The organism is Kribbella sp. CA-245084, from assembly GCF_050942355.1.
In the GTDB taxonomy this organism is placed as follows: domain Bacteria; phylum Actinomycetota; class Actinomycetes; order Propionibacteriales; family Kribbellaceae; genus Kribbella.
The window spans coordinates 1,646,497-1,662,384 of sequence record NZ_CP192053.1; the positions used below are offsets into that span (position 1 = coordinate 1,646,497).

18 protein-coding genes are annotated in these 15,888 nt (G+C 69.0%); 15 read left to right on the forward strand and 3 right to left on the reverse strand.

The window, feature by feature from the left end:
- Position 1: 1 nt before the first annotated feature.
- The 4 genes from ACQPYH_RS08075 (at position 2) to ACQPYH_RS08090 (ending at position 2,655) form a co-directional block, all read left to right on the forward strand.
- Positions 2–232 carry a hypothetical protein gene (locus ACQPYH_RS08075; protein WP_432888612.1) on the forward strand — a complete coding sequence of 77 codons (231 nt, stop codon included), beginning with the start codon at positions 2–4 and terminating at the stop codon, positions 230–232.
- A gap of 15 nt (positions 233–247) precedes the next feature.
- Positions 248–676, forward strand: a complete 429-nt coding sequence (locus ACQPYH_RS08080) for an SRPBCC family protein (protein ID WP_432888614.1) — start codon at positions 248–250, stop codon at positions 674–676.
- Between the two features lie 240 nt (positions 677–916).
- Positions 917–1,540, forward strand: coding sequence for a DUF6891 domain-containing protein (locus ACQPYH_RS08085; RefSeq protein WP_432888615.1), 624 nt, complete (start codon positions 917–919; stop codon positions 1,538–1,540).
- 95 nt (positions 1,541–1,635) lie between these two features.
- Positions 1,636–2,655 carry a hypothetical protein gene (locus ACQPYH_RS08090; protein ID WP_432888617.1) on the forward strand — a complete coding sequence of 340 codons (1,020 nt, stop codon included), beginning with the start codon at positions 1,636–1,638 and terminating at the stop codon, positions 2,653–2,655.
- A gap of 1 nt (position 2,656) precedes the next feature.
- On the opposite strand, the gene ACQPYH_RS08095 is transcribed toward ACQPYH_RS08090, so the two are convergent.
- Entirely contained in the window at positions 2,657–3,046 is a 390-nt protein-coding gene (locus ACQPYH_RS08095; protein ID WP_432888619.1) for a MerR family transcriptional regulator, read from the reverse strand.
- A 68-nt stretch (positions 3,047–3,114) separates the two neighbouring features.
- Here ACQPYH_RS08095 and ACQPYH_RS08100 point away from each other — a divergent pair, with 68 nt between their 5' ends.
- From ACQPYH_RS08100 to ACQPYH_RS08115, 4 genes are read left to right on the forward strand one after another with little or no spacing between them, the layout of a single operon-like run.
- The gene (locus ACQPYH_RS08100; RefSeq protein WP_432888621.1) at positions 3,115–4,278 is read left to right on the forward strand and encodes an acyl-CoA dehydrogenase family protein; all 1,164 of its coding nucleotides are present in this window, start codon (positions 3,115–3,117) and stop codon (positions 4,276–4,278) included.
- 7 nt (positions 4,279–4,285) lie between these two features.
- Positions 4,286–5,815, forward strand: a complete 1,530-nt coding sequence (locus ACQPYH_RS08105; RefSeq protein WP_432888623.1) for an acyl-CoA carboxylase subunit beta — start codon at positions 4,286–4,288, stop codon at positions 5,813–5,815.
- Between the two features lie 13 nt (positions 5,816–5,828).
- Complete coding sequence (locus tag ACQPYH_RS08110; RefSeq protein WP_432888625.1) at positions 5,829–6,605, forward strand: HpcH/HpaI aldolase family protein; 777 nt, start codon at positions 5,829–5,831, stop codon at positions 6,603–6,605.
- A gap of 58 nt (positions 6,606–6,663) precedes the next feature.
- Positions 6,664–7,359, forward strand: a complete 696-nt coding sequence (locus tag ACQPYH_RS08115; protein ID WP_432888627.1) for a maleylpyruvate isomerase N-terminal domain-containing protein — start codon at positions 6,664–6,666, stop codon at positions 7,357–7,359.
- On the opposite strand, the gene ACQPYH_RS08120 is transcribed toward ACQPYH_RS08115, so the two are convergent.
- Positions 7,356–8,429: a CobW family GTP-binding protein gene (locus tag ACQPYH_RS08120; protein ID WP_432888629.1), complete on the reverse strand. Its 1,074-nt coding sequence runs from the start codon at positions 8,427–8,429 to the stop codon at positions 7,356–7,358. The two genes, ACQPYH_RS08115 and ACQPYH_RS08120, sit on opposite strands and share 4 nt — an antisense overlap.
- A gap of 64 nt (positions 8,430–8,493) precedes the next feature.
- On the opposite strand from ACQPYH_RS08120, the gene ACQPYH_RS08125 reads away from it, so the two are divergent.
- Genes ACQPYH_RS08125 through ACQPYH_RS08150 form a run of 6 tightly spaced genes read left to right on the forward strand, consistent with a single transcriptional unit; the run spans position 8,494 to position 13,859 of the window.
- Positions 8,494–9,705: a GNAT family N-acetyltransferase gene (locus tag ACQPYH_RS08125; protein WP_432888631.1), complete on the forward strand. Its 1,212-nt coding sequence runs from the start codon at positions 8,494–8,496 to the stop codon at positions 9,703–9,705.
- 17 nt (positions 9,706–9,722) lie between these two features.
- Positions 9,723–10,445, forward strand: a complete 723-nt coding sequence (locus tag ACQPYH_RS08130; protein WP_432888633.1) for a DUF4129 domain-containing protein — start codon at positions 9,723–9,725, stop codon at positions 10,443–10,445.
- Positions 10,442–11,029 (forward strand): hypothetical protein, encoded by a 588-nt coding sequence (locus tag ACQPYH_RS08135; protein WP_242000436.1) that lies wholly within the window; start codon positions 10,442–10,444, stop codon positions 11,027–11,029. Before ACQPYH_RS08130 ends, ACQPYH_RS08135 begins: the two co-directional genes overlap by 4 nt.
- Positions 11,030–11,038: 9 nt before the next feature.
- On the forward strand, positions 11,039–12,016 hold the full coding sequence (locus tag ACQPYH_RS08140; RefSeq protein WP_432888636.1) for an AAA family ATPase: 978 nt from the start codon (positions 11,039–11,041) through the stop codon (positions 12,014–12,016).
- Positions 12,013–13,314, forward strand: coding sequence for a DUF58 domain-containing protein (locus ACQPYH_RS08145; RefSeq protein ID WP_432888638.1), 1,302 nt, complete (start codon positions 12,013–12,015; stop codon positions 13,312–13,314). The genes ACQPYH_RS08140 and ACQPYH_RS08145 overlap by 4 nt, the downstream gene beginning before the upstream one ends.
- Complete coding sequence (locus ACQPYH_RS08150; RefSeq protein WP_432888640.1) at positions 13,311–13,859, forward strand: hypothetical protein; 549 nt, start codon at positions 13,311–13,313, stop codon at positions 13,857–13,859. The genes ACQPYH_RS08145 and ACQPYH_RS08150 overlap by 4 nt, the downstream gene beginning before the upstream one ends.
- Here the strand turns inward: ACQPYH_RS08150 and ACQPYH_RS08155 are convergent.
- Positions 13,856–14,392, reverse strand: a complete 537-nt coding sequence (locus ACQPYH_RS08155; RefSeq protein WP_432888642.1) for a TetR/AcrR family transcriptional regulator — start codon at positions 14,390–14,392, stop codon at positions 13,856–13,858. The two genes, ACQPYH_RS08150 and ACQPYH_RS08155, sit on opposite strands and share 4 nt — an antisense overlap.
- Before the next feature lie 95 nt (positions 14,393–14,487).
- Between ACQPYH_RS08155 and ACQPYH_RS08160 the strand changes: the two genes are divergently transcribed.
- Positions 14,488–15,888, forward strand: a complete 1,401-nt coding sequence (locus ACQPYH_RS08160) for a DHA2 family efflux MFS transporter permease subunit (protein ID WP_432888644.1) — start codon at positions 14,488–14,490, stop codon at positions 15,886–15,888.

Here is a 15,888-nt window from a genome sequence, read left to right on the forward strand (position 1 = left end):
GGTGAGCGGGAAGAAGTGGGCCGACCTGAGTCCTGGACACCGACGGCTGGTTGTCATCGCGGCTGTCGTGGAGAGCCTGATGAAAGCCGTTGCGCTGGCCGATCTCGCCCGACGGCCGGCCGCTCAGGTCCGAGGACCGAAGCCGCTCTGGGCTCTGGTGCTCACCCTGTTCAACTCGGTCGGCACCGCGCCGATCGCCTATTGGCTCTACGGCCGCCGCAAGACCGACTAGCTGGGGGAGGGCGGCATGCCTGAGGCCGCGCATACGATCCGGATCCATCGCCCCCGGTCCGCCGTCTTCGCGTACTTCGCGGACGGCGAGAACGACCCGCAATGGCGTCCTGCGGTCAAAGAGATCGTCCGGAGCGGTCCGGTCGGTCTGGGGGCGACGTACCGGCAGCGGGTCGCGGGACCGGGCGGACGGGCGATCCCGTCGGACTACCGCGTCACGGCGTACGAACCGGACACGCATCTGGCGTTCGAGGTCACGGCCGGGCCGGTGCGGCCGGTCGGCGACTACCGGTTCGAGATGGTCGAGGACGGGACCGAGGTCACGTTCACACTCTCCGCGGAGCTGTCCGGCTTGAAGAAGCTGCTGATGACCAAGCCGGTCCAGCAGTCGATGAACTCCGAGGTTGCCGCCCTCGACCGCGCGAAGCAGATCCTGGAGAGCTAGGCCCCGTCCAGAGCCGGGCCTAGGTGGGCCTCTTCGTAGGCGTAGTGCATCTCGAGGTCCGCAGCTAGCTGGGTGAGTGTGGCGCGAAGGTGCTGCGCCTGGGCTGGGTCGGCGATGAGTTGGTCGAGGGTGGGCTTGAGCTCGGGGAAGTCTGCGGCGAGGCGTGGGAATCAAAACCCTGAAAGCCTACGAAGACGCACTTGAGCGGTAGGTGTCCCCGTCGCCGTCTAGTCTGCGCACGTGGGGATCTATGACGAATTGCTCAAGGTGACCGACGATCCTGAAGGTCTGGAGGGGGCTCGCGGTCAGATCCAGGCCTGGATCCTGCCCGGCTTCATGGATCGGGCCGAGGTGATCCGGGCGGCGACGGAGTACCTGGAGGAGGATCTGCTGACGGACCAGCAGATCGAGCAACTCGTCGACGAGTTGTGGCACGCCCGTCTGGCCGAGCAGCAGCACTGGCCGGCCCGGACCGATGCTGACAACCTAGGTGCGGCCTTCGCCGAGTTGGAAGCCGCGGGCGTCGTCGCCCGGATGAACTTCACCTGCTGCCAGACCTGCGGATCCACCGAGATCTTCGACGAGCGCCCGGCCGACCGTCCCTCCACTGGGTACGTGTTCTTCCACTCGCAGGACGCCGAACGCCTCGCGGACGACGCCGCAGATCTGTTCCTCGCGTACGGCGCGTTCGACGTACCGGAAGCCGAATGGCCCGACCGCGTAACCGCTGTCGGCCACCAAATAGCCGACGTACTGCGTGCACACGCCCTTCCGGTGACGTGGAACGGTTCCTCGAACCAGCGCATCCAGGTCGGCCCGCTGACCTGGCAGCGCCGCCTGCCCACAGCAACACAAGGCGTCTGACCTTGGGGCAGGTGTTGCGTGCGTGGGCTGCGCGGCTTGATGGGGCGTGGGGGGAGATTGCGGAGATCTCGGCTGATGCGCGCACGTTTGATCGGGTGAGGATCAATCGGATTGCCGATGGGTGGGACAACGGTATCTATCCGTTTGTGCGTGCCGCGTGTGCGCGCCGGCCGTGGGTGGGGGAGGGCTTGGCGCGCGACGGTATGGCGTACTACGACTGGCGGACGAGCGAGTCGGAGCAGCAACGGTTGACGCCGGGGGTGGGTGAGGAGCTGGGCCGCAGGTTCGACCTGCCCGGCGCAGAGGTTTCTGAGCTGACGATCGAACGTTCCCGAGGTCGACTTGAGTGCAGGATGTCCGTAGTCGTCGAGCAGACCGAGGTGTCGTACGCGCTGCCGGACATCTACGTGTACTGCTCCGGGGTCGAGGCGCTGCGGTTCGACGCTGCGGACCGGCTCGGCCTCGCGATCTCCTGGCGTGACGGAGTACCGCTGCTCTCCTTCGGCGCCGACGGGCATGTCATGGCGCAGGAGGTCGCTCTCTGGGTCCAGCACAAGAACTGGGCCTGGTCCGCAGGCAAGCTGCCGCCGGAGCCGAGGCAGTCGAAGAGGTCAGGTCGTACGGCGCTCGGCGGAGCGGCGCGGGAGGCGGCGAGTCTGTTGCGCGATGCGATGCTGCTGACCCGCTCGGTGTGGGCATTGAGCATGACGCACGCGGTCCCGGTGCGGGCCTTCGGTCGGATGTTCTCCGGCGCAGGTACGGCGATCCTCGCGGCCGGATCCGCCGTACGCCGGGACGCGGCGTTCCGGCGGCTGATCGAGCAGTGGCGTACGGCAGGTGGGCCCGAGCTGGCGCCTTGGTTCGACGACCCCATGAGCTATCTCCCGCCGGAGCCGGCCACCGGGCCCGCGCCGACGTCCCAACTCATGATCGCCGGTTTCGAGCTGAGGCCGGAGCCTTCGACCGCAACCCTGCTGTACGCCGAGCCCGGCGTTCCGTGGGTCCTGCGCCGCGTCGCTGCCGAGGATCCGGCCCGGTTCGCCGTCGACGGGGCGGCGTTCGAGCATCAGCGTGGCGACGCCGAGCGCAAGGGACTCGTGCGCCTCGAGCAGTAGGTCAGGGCCTGTTGCGGAGGGCGGACAGGTCTGTTCGGCAGCGGGTTTCTACTTCGGAGAGGTCGGCGAGGGTTTCTTCGATGTCGCGGCGGCGTTGTTCGAGTTCGGCTCGGCGGTGGGTTATTTGGTCCAGGAGGTAGACGAGTTGGCCCTCTTCGCCGGGTTCGGCGTCGTACATGTCGACGATCTTGGCGATTTCGTCGAGGGAGAAGCCGAGGCGTTTGCCGCGGAGGATGAGGCCTAGGCGGACCTTGTCGCGGGGGTGGTAGACGCGGGCGGTGCCGCGGCGTTCGGGGGTGAGCAGGCCGCGGTCCTCGTAGAACCGGATCGTTCGCAGCGTGACGGCGTACTCGGTGGCGAGCTCGGCGATCGACCAGGTCTCAGCGGACACCCGGCTATTGTGCATGCAGCCCAGCGTGCTTTACGTTTACGTAAGCGTCAAGCACGAAGGGGTGCCGCATGTTCGAGCTGTCCGAGGAACACCGGGAGTTCCGCCAGAGCGTTCGCGACTTCGCGGAGGCGGAGATCGCGCCGCATGCGGCCGAGTGGGACCGCAAGCACTACTTCCCGGTGGAGGTCGTGCAGAAGATGGGGAAGCTCGGCCTGTTCGGGCTGACCGCGCCGGAGGAGTACGGCGGCGCCGGCGGTGACTTCACCAGCCTGTGCGTGGCGATCGAGGAGATCTCTCGGGTCGACCAGTCGATGGGCATCACGCTCGAGGCGGCGGTCGGGCTCGGCATCAACCCGATCCTGACGTATGGCACCGACGAGCAGAAGGCGACCTGGCTGCCCGACCTGGTGGCCGGGCAGAAGCTGGCCGGGTTCGGCCTGACCGAGCCGGAGTCGGGCTCGGACGCCGGCGCGACCAAGACCCGCGCGGTGCTCGACGGCGGTGAGTGGGTGATCGACGGCTCGAAGCAGTTCATCACCAACTCCGGCTCGTCGATCACGTCCTGCGTGACGGTCACCGCGCGGACCGGTGAGCGCGCGGACGGCAAGCCGGAGATCTCCACGATCATCGTCCCGACCGGTACGCCGGGCTTCGTGGCGGAGGCGGCGTACGACAAGCTCGGCTGGCACGCGAGCGACACACATCCGCTGTCGCTGAGCGGCGTACGCGTCCCGGAGGCCAACCTGCTCGGCCAGCGCGGGAAGGGGTTCGCCCAGTTCCTCGCGACGCTCGACGACGGGCGGGTCGCGATCGCGGCGGTCGCGCTCGGCTGCATCCGCGCCTGCCTCGAGCTCTCGGTGCAGTACGCCGGTGAGCGGCAGACATTCGGCGGCCCGATCGGACGCAAGCAGGGGGTCGCGTTCCAGATCGCCGACCTGAAGGTGATGGCCGACGCGGCCGAGCTGCTCGTCTACCGGGCGGCTGCGTTGAAGGACGCCGGCGCGTCCGTGGCCGACTTCAAGCAGGCGGCGTCGGTCGCCAAGTTGTATGCGACCGAGGCGGCGGTGAGTGCTACCAGGATCGCCACCCAGGTCTTCGGCGGCTACGGCTTCATGGAGGAGTACCCGGTCACCCGCTTCTACCGCGACGCCAAGATCCTCGAGATCGGCGAGGGTACGTCGGAGGTCCAGCGGATGCTGATTGCCCGAAGCCTCGGGCTCCCGGTGGAATGATGCATGCATGACCCACGATCACTGGACTGAGGTCAAGGTCGCCCGCGAAGCGACGCTGGCACCGCCCGAGAAGGCCAAGACCAAGCTCGACAGCCAGAACAAGCTCTATGTCCGCGACCGGATCGCGCTACTCGTCGACGAGGGCAGCTTCGTCGAAGAGGCTCAGCTCGCGAACGCGCTGAACGCCGGTCTGCCAGCCGACGGCGTCGTCACCGGCCGCGCGCTGGTCGACGGCCGTCCGGCGCTGATCGTCGCCAACGACCCGACCGTCAAGGCCGGCTCGTGGGGTGCGCGGACGGTCGAGAAGATCGTCCGGATCACCGAGGTCGCGCTCCGCGACGAGCTGCCGATCTTCTGGCTGATCGACTCCGCCGGCGCCCGCATCACCGACCAGGTCCAGCTGTTCCCGGGTCGTCGCGGCGCCGGCCGGATCTTCCACAACCAGGTCGCGCTGTCCGGCAAGGTCCCGCAGATCTGCTGCCTGTTCGGTCCGTCCGCGGCGGGCGGCGCGTACATCCCGGCGTTCTGCGACATCGTGATCATGGTCGACGGCAACGCCTCGATGTACCTGGGCTCGCCCCGGATGGCCGAGATGGTCGTCGGCGAGAAGGTCACGCTGGAGGAGATGGGCGGCGCCCGGATGCACACCAGCGTGTCCGGCTGCGGCGACCTGCTCGCGTCCGACGACACCGAGGCGATCGAGCTCGCCAAGCAGTACTTCTCCTACCTCCCCGGTTCGTGGCGCTCGCGACCGCCGTCGTACGACGCCTCGGACGCCGGCCGCCACTTCACCCGCGACCTGGTGCCGGCCGAGGAGAGCGTCGGCTTCGACATCCATGACGTGATCGACGCGGTCGTCGACGCGGACACGTTCTTCGAGATCAAGCCGGCGTACGCGCCGGAGCTCGTCGTCGGGTTCGGGATACTGGCCGGGCAGGTGGTCGGGATCGTGGCGAACCAGCCGGCGGTGAAGGGCGGTGTGCTGTTCGTCGACTCGGCGGACAAGGCGGCGCGGTTCATCTGGCTGTGCGACGCGTTCAACGTGCCGCTCATCTATCTGTGTGACGTGCCCGGGTTCATGATCGGCAGCGAGGTCGAGCGGGCCGGGATCATCCGGCACGGCGCGAAGATGATCACCGCGGTGTCGGAGGCGACCGTGCCGACGGTGTCCGTGATCGTGCGCAAGGCGTACGGCGCCGGCCTGTACGCGATGTGCGGGCCTGGCTTCTCGCCGGACGCGTGCGTCGCGCTCCCGACCGCGAAGATCGCTGTGATGGGTCCGGAGGCGGCGATCAACGCCGTGTACTACAACAAGATCCAGGAGATCGCCGACTCCGGCGATCGAGTCGAGTACGTCGCGAAGCTCCGCGAGGAGTACGAGACCGATATCGACATCCTGCGCCTCGCAGCCGACCTCGTCATCGACGCGATCGTCGAGCCGGAGGACCTCCGCAACGACCTGATCGCACGCCTCGCCGCGGCGCAGTCCAAGGACCGGACTTTCTCCCACCGCCGGCACGGCGTACCGCCGGTGTAGATAGTCTGCACCCGTGAGTGCAAACGATTTCGCGGGCCGCGTCCGCTCTCGGGAAAAGCTGGTCGGCTACTGGATCACGCTGGACGTGCCACCGGTCGCCGAGCGCATCGCCAAGCTGGGGTACGACTACGTCGTGCTCGACGGCCAGCACGGCCTGATCGGGTACCAAGGCCTGATGACCGGCCTGCTCGCCATCGACGCCGGGGCCTCGATCGGGCCGCGGCCGACGGCGGGCCTGGTGCGGGTCGAGGCGAACGATCCGACGCCGATCGGGCGGGCGCTCGACGCCGGTGCGACCGGGGTGATCGTGCCGCTGATCGACACCGCCGACGACGTCGCGCGGGCAGTCCGTGCGGCGAAGTACCCGCCGGTCGGGGCGCGCTCGTTCGGGCCGATGCGGGCCTCGCTGCGGATCGGCCCGGTGCCGGCCGACAGCAACGCGCAGACCGTCGTACTCGCGATGATCGAGACGCCGCTCGGGCTGAAGAACGTCGCCGAGATCTGCGCGACGCCCGGCCTCGACGGCGTGTACGTCGGCCCGTCGGACCTCGGCCTCGCGCTCGGCGCACGGTTCCCGGGCGACCCGGAGATCGAGGGCCCGTTCGAGGAGGCGGTCGAGCTGATCGCGCGGACCGCGCAGGAGGCCGGGATCGCTGCCGGAATCCACACCTTCGACGGCGAGTCCGCGAAGCGCCGGATCGAGCAGGGCTACAGCTTCGCGACCGTTGCCTCCGACCTCAGCCACCTCGAGGCGATCGCCGCGGCGCACCTCGACACCGCAAGGTCCTAGGAACACCCCGGCGCCTTCTCGGGTTAGGTTCGAAGAGACCAACCCAAGGAGGCCGGGGATGAAGGCACCCGAGCGCGGCGCGTTGCCGCAGGGACTGGCGGCGACGCTGGGGCGGACGTACGGGCGACTGACCGAGACGGTGCAACGGCTGACCGATGCGGACTTCCAGCGCGAGACCCGTTGCCCCGGCATGCCCGTCGGCCCGCTGCTCGTCCATCTGCTGTACGACGCCCAGCGCGCGCTGATCGCCTTCGCCAGCCCGGCCGTGGTCGAGCCCGACCGGGACTTCGTCAGCTATTGGAAAGACTTCGCGCCGCACCCCGACGGTGACACGAGCTTCGTCCAGGGCATCGCAGCGTCGTACCGCAAGCCCGGTCTGCTCGTGCAGCACTGGCGTGAGGTCTCGGAGGCCGCCGTACGAGCGTCCGCGCTGGGGCTGGCCACGAAGGGCCGCCGGATCGAGACCCAGGGTCACGTCCTGCGGTCGGTCGACTTCGTCGCGACATTGGTGCTTGAGGCAACGGTTCACCACCTCGACCTGACCGTCGGGCTACCGGACGCGCCGGAACCGGATCCGCACGGACTGCAGGTGACCGCACGCACGCTGGACGGTCTGTTCGGTCCGGACGCGTGGGACGTGATCGGCTGGGACACCACGACGTACGTGCTGAAGGCAACCGGTCGACTGCCGCTCGACGAGGACGACCTGGAGATGCTCGGCCCGCACGCGAGCCGCCTGCCGTTGCTGGGTTAGAACACCCCGGCGAACGGATCCTCCAGCTCCTGCCAGTCGAGGCCGGCCAGCTCGGACTCGGTGAGCAGGCAGGCGTCGAGGATCGCCTGCAACCGCGCCGGATCGAGGCCCATGCCGGTCGCGACCACCGTGCACTCCGCGAGGTGCTCGGTCTCGGACCACTCGCCGAGCATCCCGAGTGACGCGCTGTACCCGGCGGACTCCCAGCGGACGCGCTGGGTCGGCCGGTTCGCCAGCCAGACCACGCCGCGGCTCCGGACGACGCCGTCGACGATGTCCTCGAGCGCGTCGTTCAGCCGGGTCGGGTGCAGCGGACGCGTCGACGTCCACAACACCGTCGTCACCCCGTCGCCGCTCGGCTGCACCCGGTCCGACGACGTGAGCTCACCGGCCCACGCCTCGGCCGCGTCGAAGTCGAACCGCCCGGTCCGCGCAACCGGCCCGGTCGGTACGCCGACCACGTCCGCGGTGACGACCGCCGTACGCGGATTCAGGTGCTCGAGCAGGTGCACCAGCCGGTCAGCCGCCGCGCTGCGGTGTGCGTTGGCGAGCACGCACACGTCGGCGTACTCGATCTGGCGGGCGGTCAGCTCGGCGACATTGCGCCGATCGGGTAGACCGAGGGCGAGACTGCGCTCCGCGAGCAGCTCGTCACCGGACAGTTGCTCGACGAGCAGTACGGCGTCGACGACGCAGGTGACCGTGTCGACGGCGATCTCCGGCAGGGCAGACACCAGCGTGGCGACGAGCGGACGTGCCTCCATCGCCGGCGGCGCCGCGAGCACAACGTGGTCCCAGTTGGCCCGCGCGACGAGTGCCTCCAGCAACGGCACGAGCGACTCGATCAGCTGGCAGGCGCCGCAGTCGTCCCCGACTGTGAACTCGCCGGCGTCGACCGGTCCGGACGCGTCCTGAACGCGCCACGACAGCACGCCGCGCTCCGGCAGCTCGTCCTGGTCAACGACCACGACCACTGTGGTGGCGTCGGTCATCGCATCGAGTACAGGCTCCCGCAACGTCGTGGAGAGCCCCACCAACAGGGACAACGGAGTCTTCGCTCGGGCGGTCATCTCCCGAGTATATGAAAACGGTTTTCATCAGTCCAGAGGTCCGGTTGTCTGATAGGTAAGGAGTATGGCGATAAAGATCGGGCAGTTCAGCGGTGAATGGGACGAGCTCCTGGAGCTCCTGGACATGGCGTTCTCGTCGCCGTGGACCGACGCGCAGTACGAGTCCGAGCGGAAGATCTGGGAGCGAGAGCGGTCGACGGTCGCGATCGACGACGGACAGCTGGTCGGGCACACCGGCACGTTCTCGCATCGGATGGCGGTGCCCGGCGGGCAGTTGCCGGTCGCGGGCGTGACGATGGTCGGCGTACGGGCCACGCATCGGCGGCGGGGCATCCTGCGTGACCTGATGCGGGCGCAGCTGACCGACATTCACGAGGCCGGCACGGAGCCGCTGGCCGCGCTGACGGCGAGCGAGGCGGTCATCTACCCGCGGTTCGGGTACGGGCTCGCGGCCGATCACCAGGAGATCGTCGTACCGAAGGTGTCGCGCACGCTGCGCCCGGTGGCCGGCATCGACGACGTGACGATCCGGTACGTCGACGTCAGCGAGAGTCTCGCCCGCTGCGCGGACCTGCGGAACAAGCTGGCGCTGGAGCGGCCCGGGATGTTCCAGCACGACGAGCGCTGGCAGGAGTACACGATCAGCGACAACCTGACCGGCAATCCTGCGAACGCGTCGAAGGTCCGCTGCGTGCTGGCCGAGCGTGACGGCGAGCTGACCGGGTTCGCCCACTACCGGACCAAACGGGCAGAGAAGGGGTACGTCGACGTCCACCGCGTGCATGCGGTCGACATCGCGTCCCATGCGGCGTTGTGGAGGTACCTGCTCGAGCCGGACCTGCTCAGCGAGACGCGCTGCGAGATGCTCGCCTCCGACGACCCGCTGCTGGACCTCCTGCTCGACCCGCGGGCACCGTCGCCGATCACCCGGGACGGCCTGTGGGTCCGGCCGGTCGACGTCGGTACGGCGCTCGCGAGGCGGACCTATGCGCGGGACGTCGACGTGGTCATCGAGGTGGTCGACGACTTCCTGCCGTGGAACGCGGGCCGCTGGCACCTCGACGGCGGGCCGGAAGGTGCCAGCTGCGGCTCGACGTCCCGGGACGCCGACCTGACACTGCACGTGCGTGACCTCGGCGCCGTCTACCTCGGTCGCCCGTCATTGGCCAGGCTCGGCCGGGCGGGTCTCGTCGACGAGCACACGGCCGGCGCCCTGTCCACGACTGCGGAAGCGTTTTCCACATCTCGACTCCCCTTCCTCGATACGGGCTTTTGACGGGGTAGCCTGCCCAGATGCAGACGCAGCGGCGGGGTGCGCTCGCGGTGGCCGCCGTGGTGCTCGTCGGGGTTGTCGCGGCCGGCTTCGTCGTGCTCGCGTCGGCGAGCGGGCCGGTCCGGCCGGTGAGCGACAGCACGCTGAAGGCCAGCCCGCGACCGCTGCCGACGTTCACGCCGTCCGACACCGCTGCGCCGCCGCCGTCGGCCACAGCGTCGCCGCGGGACATCAAGCCGGTCGAGATGCCGGCCTGGTTGAAGGCGTTGTGGCAGGCGGTGATCTACCTGGCGATCGCGGCATTGCTGGTGTTCATCGGCCTGGTGATCTACCGGATCATCAGCAAGGTGCGGCTGCCACAGGCCGAGCCCGACGACACGGACTGGGAGCGGGTGAAGACCGAGCGTCTGGCCGAGGCTGTCGACGCGGGCCTGGCGCGCATCGATTCCGGCAAGGCGACGGATGCGGTGATCGCGTGCTGGGTGGCGTTGGAGGAAGCGGCCGCGTCAGCCGGAGTACCGCGGGATCCGTCGGAGACGCCGGCCGAGTTCACCGTGCGCGTGCTCGGGATCGGCGGGATCTCCGAGGGGCAGCTGGTCCGGCTCGGCGCGCTGTATCGCGAGGCGCGGTACTCGACGCACGGTTCGAGCGAGGAGGCGCGGGCCGAGGCGCGGGCGGCGTTGCTGCGGTTGCGTGATGACCTCGCGGCGGCTCATCCCGACACCGCGGAGGTAGCCGGATGACGTCGTACCGCTGGTCGGCCCTGGAGGAGAAAGGGCCGCCGCAGGAGGTCAAGAAGAGTCGGTCGTTGCGGCTGAACAAGATGCTGCTGCAGCACATCGGCATCGCGGTGCTGGCGAGTTTGCTGCTGGTCGCGGTGTTCGGCGCGGCAGGGATGGCGCCGCGGCCGCTCTGGTTCGTGGGTGCCGCGCTCGCGCTCGGGATCGGGTCGCTCGCGATCCGGTTGGTGTTGCCGCAGGTCGTGGAGACCAGTTGGCCCGGCCAGCACGACGACAAGCTCGCCGCGCTGCGTACGCGGACCAGCGACAACCGGACCCAGTTCATCGCCACCTGGCTGCAGGAGTCGAGCCGCGAGCGGCGTGCCGGCGAAGGCTCCCAGACGTTCGTACGCCGGGTGCGGCCGATGCTGCTCGAGCTGGCCACCGACCGCCTGGTGCACCGGCACGGCGTTGACCCTGAGCTCGAGCCGGACCGGGCTCGCGAGATCACCGGCGACCGGCTCTGGCAGCTGATCACCGGTGACGACAAGCGCACTGCGTCGCTCGACGAGATCGAGTACGCGATCCACACCATCGAGAACCTGTGAGGACTACCTGTGACTGATCGCGAGCTGACTCTGGGTGAGGTTTCTGACCTGAGCCGGCAGGTGCTGGAGCGGGTCAGCCAGGCCGTGGTCGGGAAGGCCGACGCACTCGAGCTGGTGCTGGCCGGCGTCCTGGCCGGCGGGCACGTGCTGCTCGAGGACTACCCGGGTCTCGCGAAGACGCTGGCCGCGCGGTCGTTCGCGCAGGCGCTCGGGCTGGAGTTCCGGCGCGTGCAGTTCACGCCGGACCTGCTGCCGTCGGACGTCACCGGCGGGTTCGTGTACGACCAGAAGGAGTCCGAGTTCGTCTTCCGGCCCGGCCCGATCTTCACCGGCCTGTTGCTGGCCGACGAGATCAACCGGACGCCGCCGAAGACGCAGGCTGCGCTGCTGGAGTCGATGCAGGAGCACCAGGTCACCGTCGAGGGGCAGACCTTCCCGCTGCCGACTCCGTTCCACGTGCTCGCAACGGCGAACCCGGTGGAGTACGAAGGCACCTATCCGTTGCCGGAGGCACAGCTCGACCGCTTCATGCTGCGGATCGGCTTCGGCTACCCCAGCCCCGCGGAGGAGTGGGAGGTGCTGCGTCGCCGGATGAGCCGTCGTCGTGAAGACCAGACAGTCGACGCGGTGACTGATGCAGCCGGCCTGCTCGCTGCGCAGCAAGCCGTCGAGCGGGTCACTGTCGACGACACCGTCGGCCAGTACTGCGTCGACCTCGCCGCCGCGACCCGTCGGGACTCGCAGGTGCTGGTAGGTGCGTCGCCGCGTGGCTCGTTGGCGCTGCTGCTGACCGCGCGGGCGTACGCGGTGATCAAGGGCCGCGACTACGTCGTACCGGAGGATGTGAAGACGGTGGCTGTGGCTGCGCTGGCGCATCGGATCACGGTGCGTCCGGAGTTGTGGCTGCATGAGGTGACTGGGGCGACCGTCGTGCGGACCGTGCTCGGATCTGTCGCGGCGCCGCCCACTGTGGTCGCCGCTACATGAGGTGGCGTCCGACGCACGCGCAGATCCGGGCGATCTGCGTGGCTGCGGTGCTGCTGGCGGTCGCCGTCTTCTTCCGGCGGCCGGACGCCGCCGTGTTCGGGTTGCCGTTGGCGTTCCTGGCGGCGTGGGGACGCTTCTTCCGGCCCCGGGACCGGCCGGAGGTGCACACCGAGCTCGACGCGGACGTGTTGTTCGAGGGGCAGGCGACGACGTACCGGCTGCGGGTGCCGGACGGGGTTGATCCGGATATCGACCTGATCGTGGCGGCGTTGCCGCGGACGGCCTGGTTCCAGTACGACCCGCCGCAGGCGGCGATCGCGGAGCCGGTGTCGAACGGTGAGGTGACGCTCGAGGTCGGCGTACGGTCGAAGCGGTGGGGACTGCGGTCGTTGGAGCGGCCAACGGTCACGGCGACGTCCACGGTCGGGGCGTACCGGATCCAGGTGACGTCGGTGGAGTCGCAGGCGGTGACGACGTTGCCGCTGCGGGAGGGGTTCGAGGCGGTCGACGCCGTACCGCGGCCTGCCGGGCTGGTCGGGTTGCACCGGTCGCGGCGGCCGGGTGAGGGGACGGAGCTGGCCGGCGTACGGCCGTTCCGGACCGGTGACCGGTTGCGGCGGATCAACTGGGCGGTGTCGGCGCGGACGCAGGAGCTGCACGTCACGTCGACGTGGTCGGACCGCGACACCGAGGTCGTGATCATGGTCGACACCGGCGGCGAGATCGGAGTCAGCGAAGGGATCGACGGGCGGTCGTCGAGCCTGGACACCGCCGTACGAGCGGCCGCCGCGGTTGCGGAGCACTACCTGCGCAACGGCGACCGGGTGCGGTTGATCGACACCGGCAGCCTGTTCCGCGGGGTGCGGTCGGGGAGCGGGCGCGCGCATCTGCGGCGGATCCTGGACACGCTGGTCCATGCGGATCGGCGCGGTCGGCAGCAGGACGAGGAGCAGTTGGCTCGTCGTAACCGGGTCCGGTCGGACAGTTTGGTGCTTGTGCTCAGTCCGCTGCTGCGTCCGGTGATGCTCGGCTACATCGTCACGCTTGTCCACTCCGGGTGCACGGTGATCGCGATCGACACGTTGCCGCCGGACGTCACGTCGATCATCGACATCGACGCCCACGACACGCGATCGTGGCCGCTCGCCTGGCGCCTGCGGTTGCTCGAGCGCCGCCGCGATCTCGATCGGCTCAGCGACCTCGGCGTACCGACGGTTCCGTGGCGCGGCTCCGGGACGTTGGATGAGGTACTGCGGGATGCCGCGCGCTTGTCCGCCGCACCGAGGATCCGCTCATGAATACCTCCGAGAAGATCACGCTCTGGCTGGCGCAGTTGCGCTCGTCCGGGCGGGCTGTCGTGTATGCCCGGCTGGTGATCGCGGTCGCCGGTGCTGTCGCGCTCGTCGTACCGGCTGTTCAGTCGTGGGACCAGTTGGACCTGATCCCGCTGGTCGGCGTACCGATGCTGTTGGCAACTATCGTGCTGCCGGATTCGCTGGCGGGCTTCGTGTTTCTGCTGGTGGTCGCGCTCGGGTGGTTGATGCGGGCGCCGGCCGAGATCAGTTGGAGCCTGGTGCTGACCGCGGTGGCGCTTGTGCTGGTGCATCTTGCGGCCGCGTTCGCCGCTCAGCTGCCGTCGTACGCGCGGGTCCATCCGGCGGCGTTGCGGCGCTGGTGGTTGCCTACAGCAATCGCCTTGTTGCTGGTGCCGGTGGTGGCGCTGGCTGCTGCGCTGGTTCAAGGCGCGGATGTGCCGGGGTCGCTGGTGGTGACGGTTCTTGCGATGGGACTGGGGACGGCGACCATCTGGTTCGCCGCGGGACAGAAGCTGGACCGGGGTTAGCCGAGGGTGTCCTCGATCTCCTGGGCCCACTTCATCGGGATGGCATCAGGGCCGATGACCTGCATGGCGGACATGACGGTCAGCAGCATGCCGGCGGAGAGGAACTCGCGGGCCTCCTGCGGTGACGCGCCGGTCAGCTCGCGGATGAGCGCGTAGATGCTGCCGAAGCGCTCCCGGACGCAGTCGCCGATGGCCGGATCCCCGCTGGCTGAGAAGCCGTGCAGCAGGACGAGGAGCAGCTCGGGTTCGCCGAGCAGTCGCTTGTAGTTGCGGCCCAATGCGCTGAGCTCTGGGGACTCGGCGGCCCCCTCCCGGAAGATCTCCTCGATCCGCTGGCACACGCTGTCCACAGCGGCCAGGAACAGTTGCTGCTTGGTCCCGAACAACCGGATCACATACGGCTGCGAGACCCCGGCCATCCGCGCAATCTCGTCGGTCTTGGTGCCCTCGTACCCAGACGCCGCAAACGCCTGAACCGCAGCCCGCAAGACCTCTTCGCCCCGCTCCTTGGCCGTCAGCCTGACCCTCGTCATGTCCCCAGCTCCTTCCGTCTGCTTGACATGTTATCAGTGGATGCATACTCTCGTCATCGGTGAAGTTATCAGTGAATTACAACTAGGAGCTCGAGATGACCGCTCTCGTCGAGAGGGATGTGGTGGGGACCCGGAGCCGTGGGCTCGGGGTGGTGTTGGCCGCGGTGGGGATTCCCACCTTCATGGTCACGCTGGACAACCTGGTCGTGACGAACGCGCTGCCGGTGATCAAGACCGAGCTGGGCGCGTCATTGTCGGACCTGCAGTGGTTCGTGAACGCCTACACGCTGGCCTTCGCCGCGCTGCTGCTGACCGCGGCCGCGATCGGCGATCGGCTCGGCCGGCGGCGGATGTTCCTGGCCGGGATCGTGCTGTTCACGCTCGCGTCGGCCGCCTGCGCGCTGGCGACCGAGCCGTGGATGCTGACCGCCTTCCGCGCGATCCAGGGCATCGGTGCGGCGGCCGTGATGCCGCTGTCGCTGACGTTGCTCGCAGGCGCAGTACCGGAGAAGCAGCGGAGCGCGGCCATCGGCATCTGGGGCGGCATCTCCGGCCTTGGTGTCGCCGTCGGTCCGGTGGTCGGCGGCGCGGTTGTCGACGGCCTGAACTGGCAGTGGATCTTCTGGTTGAACGTCCCGGTCGGGGTGTTCGCAGTACTGCTCGCCGCTCGGGTCCTGTCCGAGTCCAGGGGTACGGCGAAGCGGCTCGACCTGCTCGGACTGGTTCTGGCGACGGCCGGCGTGCTGTCGATCGTGTGGGGTGTCGTGCACGGAGCCGACGACGGTTGGACGTCCGGCAGCGTACTCGGCTCGCTGATCGCAGGCGTCGTACTGCTGGCAGCCTTCATCGGCTGGGAGAGCCGGACGTCTGCGCCGATGCTGCCGCTGCGGTTGTTCTCGGTCCGCTCGTTCAGCGTCGTGAACATCGTCTCGTTCACCTTCGCGGTCGGCGTGTTCGGATCGGTGTTCCTGCTCGCGCAGTTCTTCCAGGTCGTTCAGCACTACACGCCGTTCCAGTCCGGCGTACGCACCCTGCCGTGGACCGCGGCGCCGCTCGTGGTCGCACCGATCGCCGGTCTGATCGTCGATCGAGTCGGCCCGCGGACGTTGATCGTCACCGGACAGCTGCTCCTGGCCGCTGGGCTCGGGTGGATCGCCCTGATCACCACCGCGACAACGCAGTACGGCGATCTCGTCGCACCGTTCATCCTCGCCGGGATCGGGATGGGGCTGACCTTCGCGCCGTCGGCGAGCGTCGTGATGAACAGCGCGTCCGACGCGGACCGGGGCGTGGCGTCGGGTACGAACAACACCATCCGCGAGGTCGGGGTCGCGATGGGCGTCGCCGTCCTCGCGTCGGTGTTCGCCTCGGCCGGATCGTACGAGTCACCGACCAGCTACGCCGCCGGCCTGGTGCCCGCGGTCTGGACCGGCGCCGCGATCGTCGCGGCCGGTGCACTGGTCGCGTTCCTGCTGCCGGGTCGCTCTAAAGTGTGA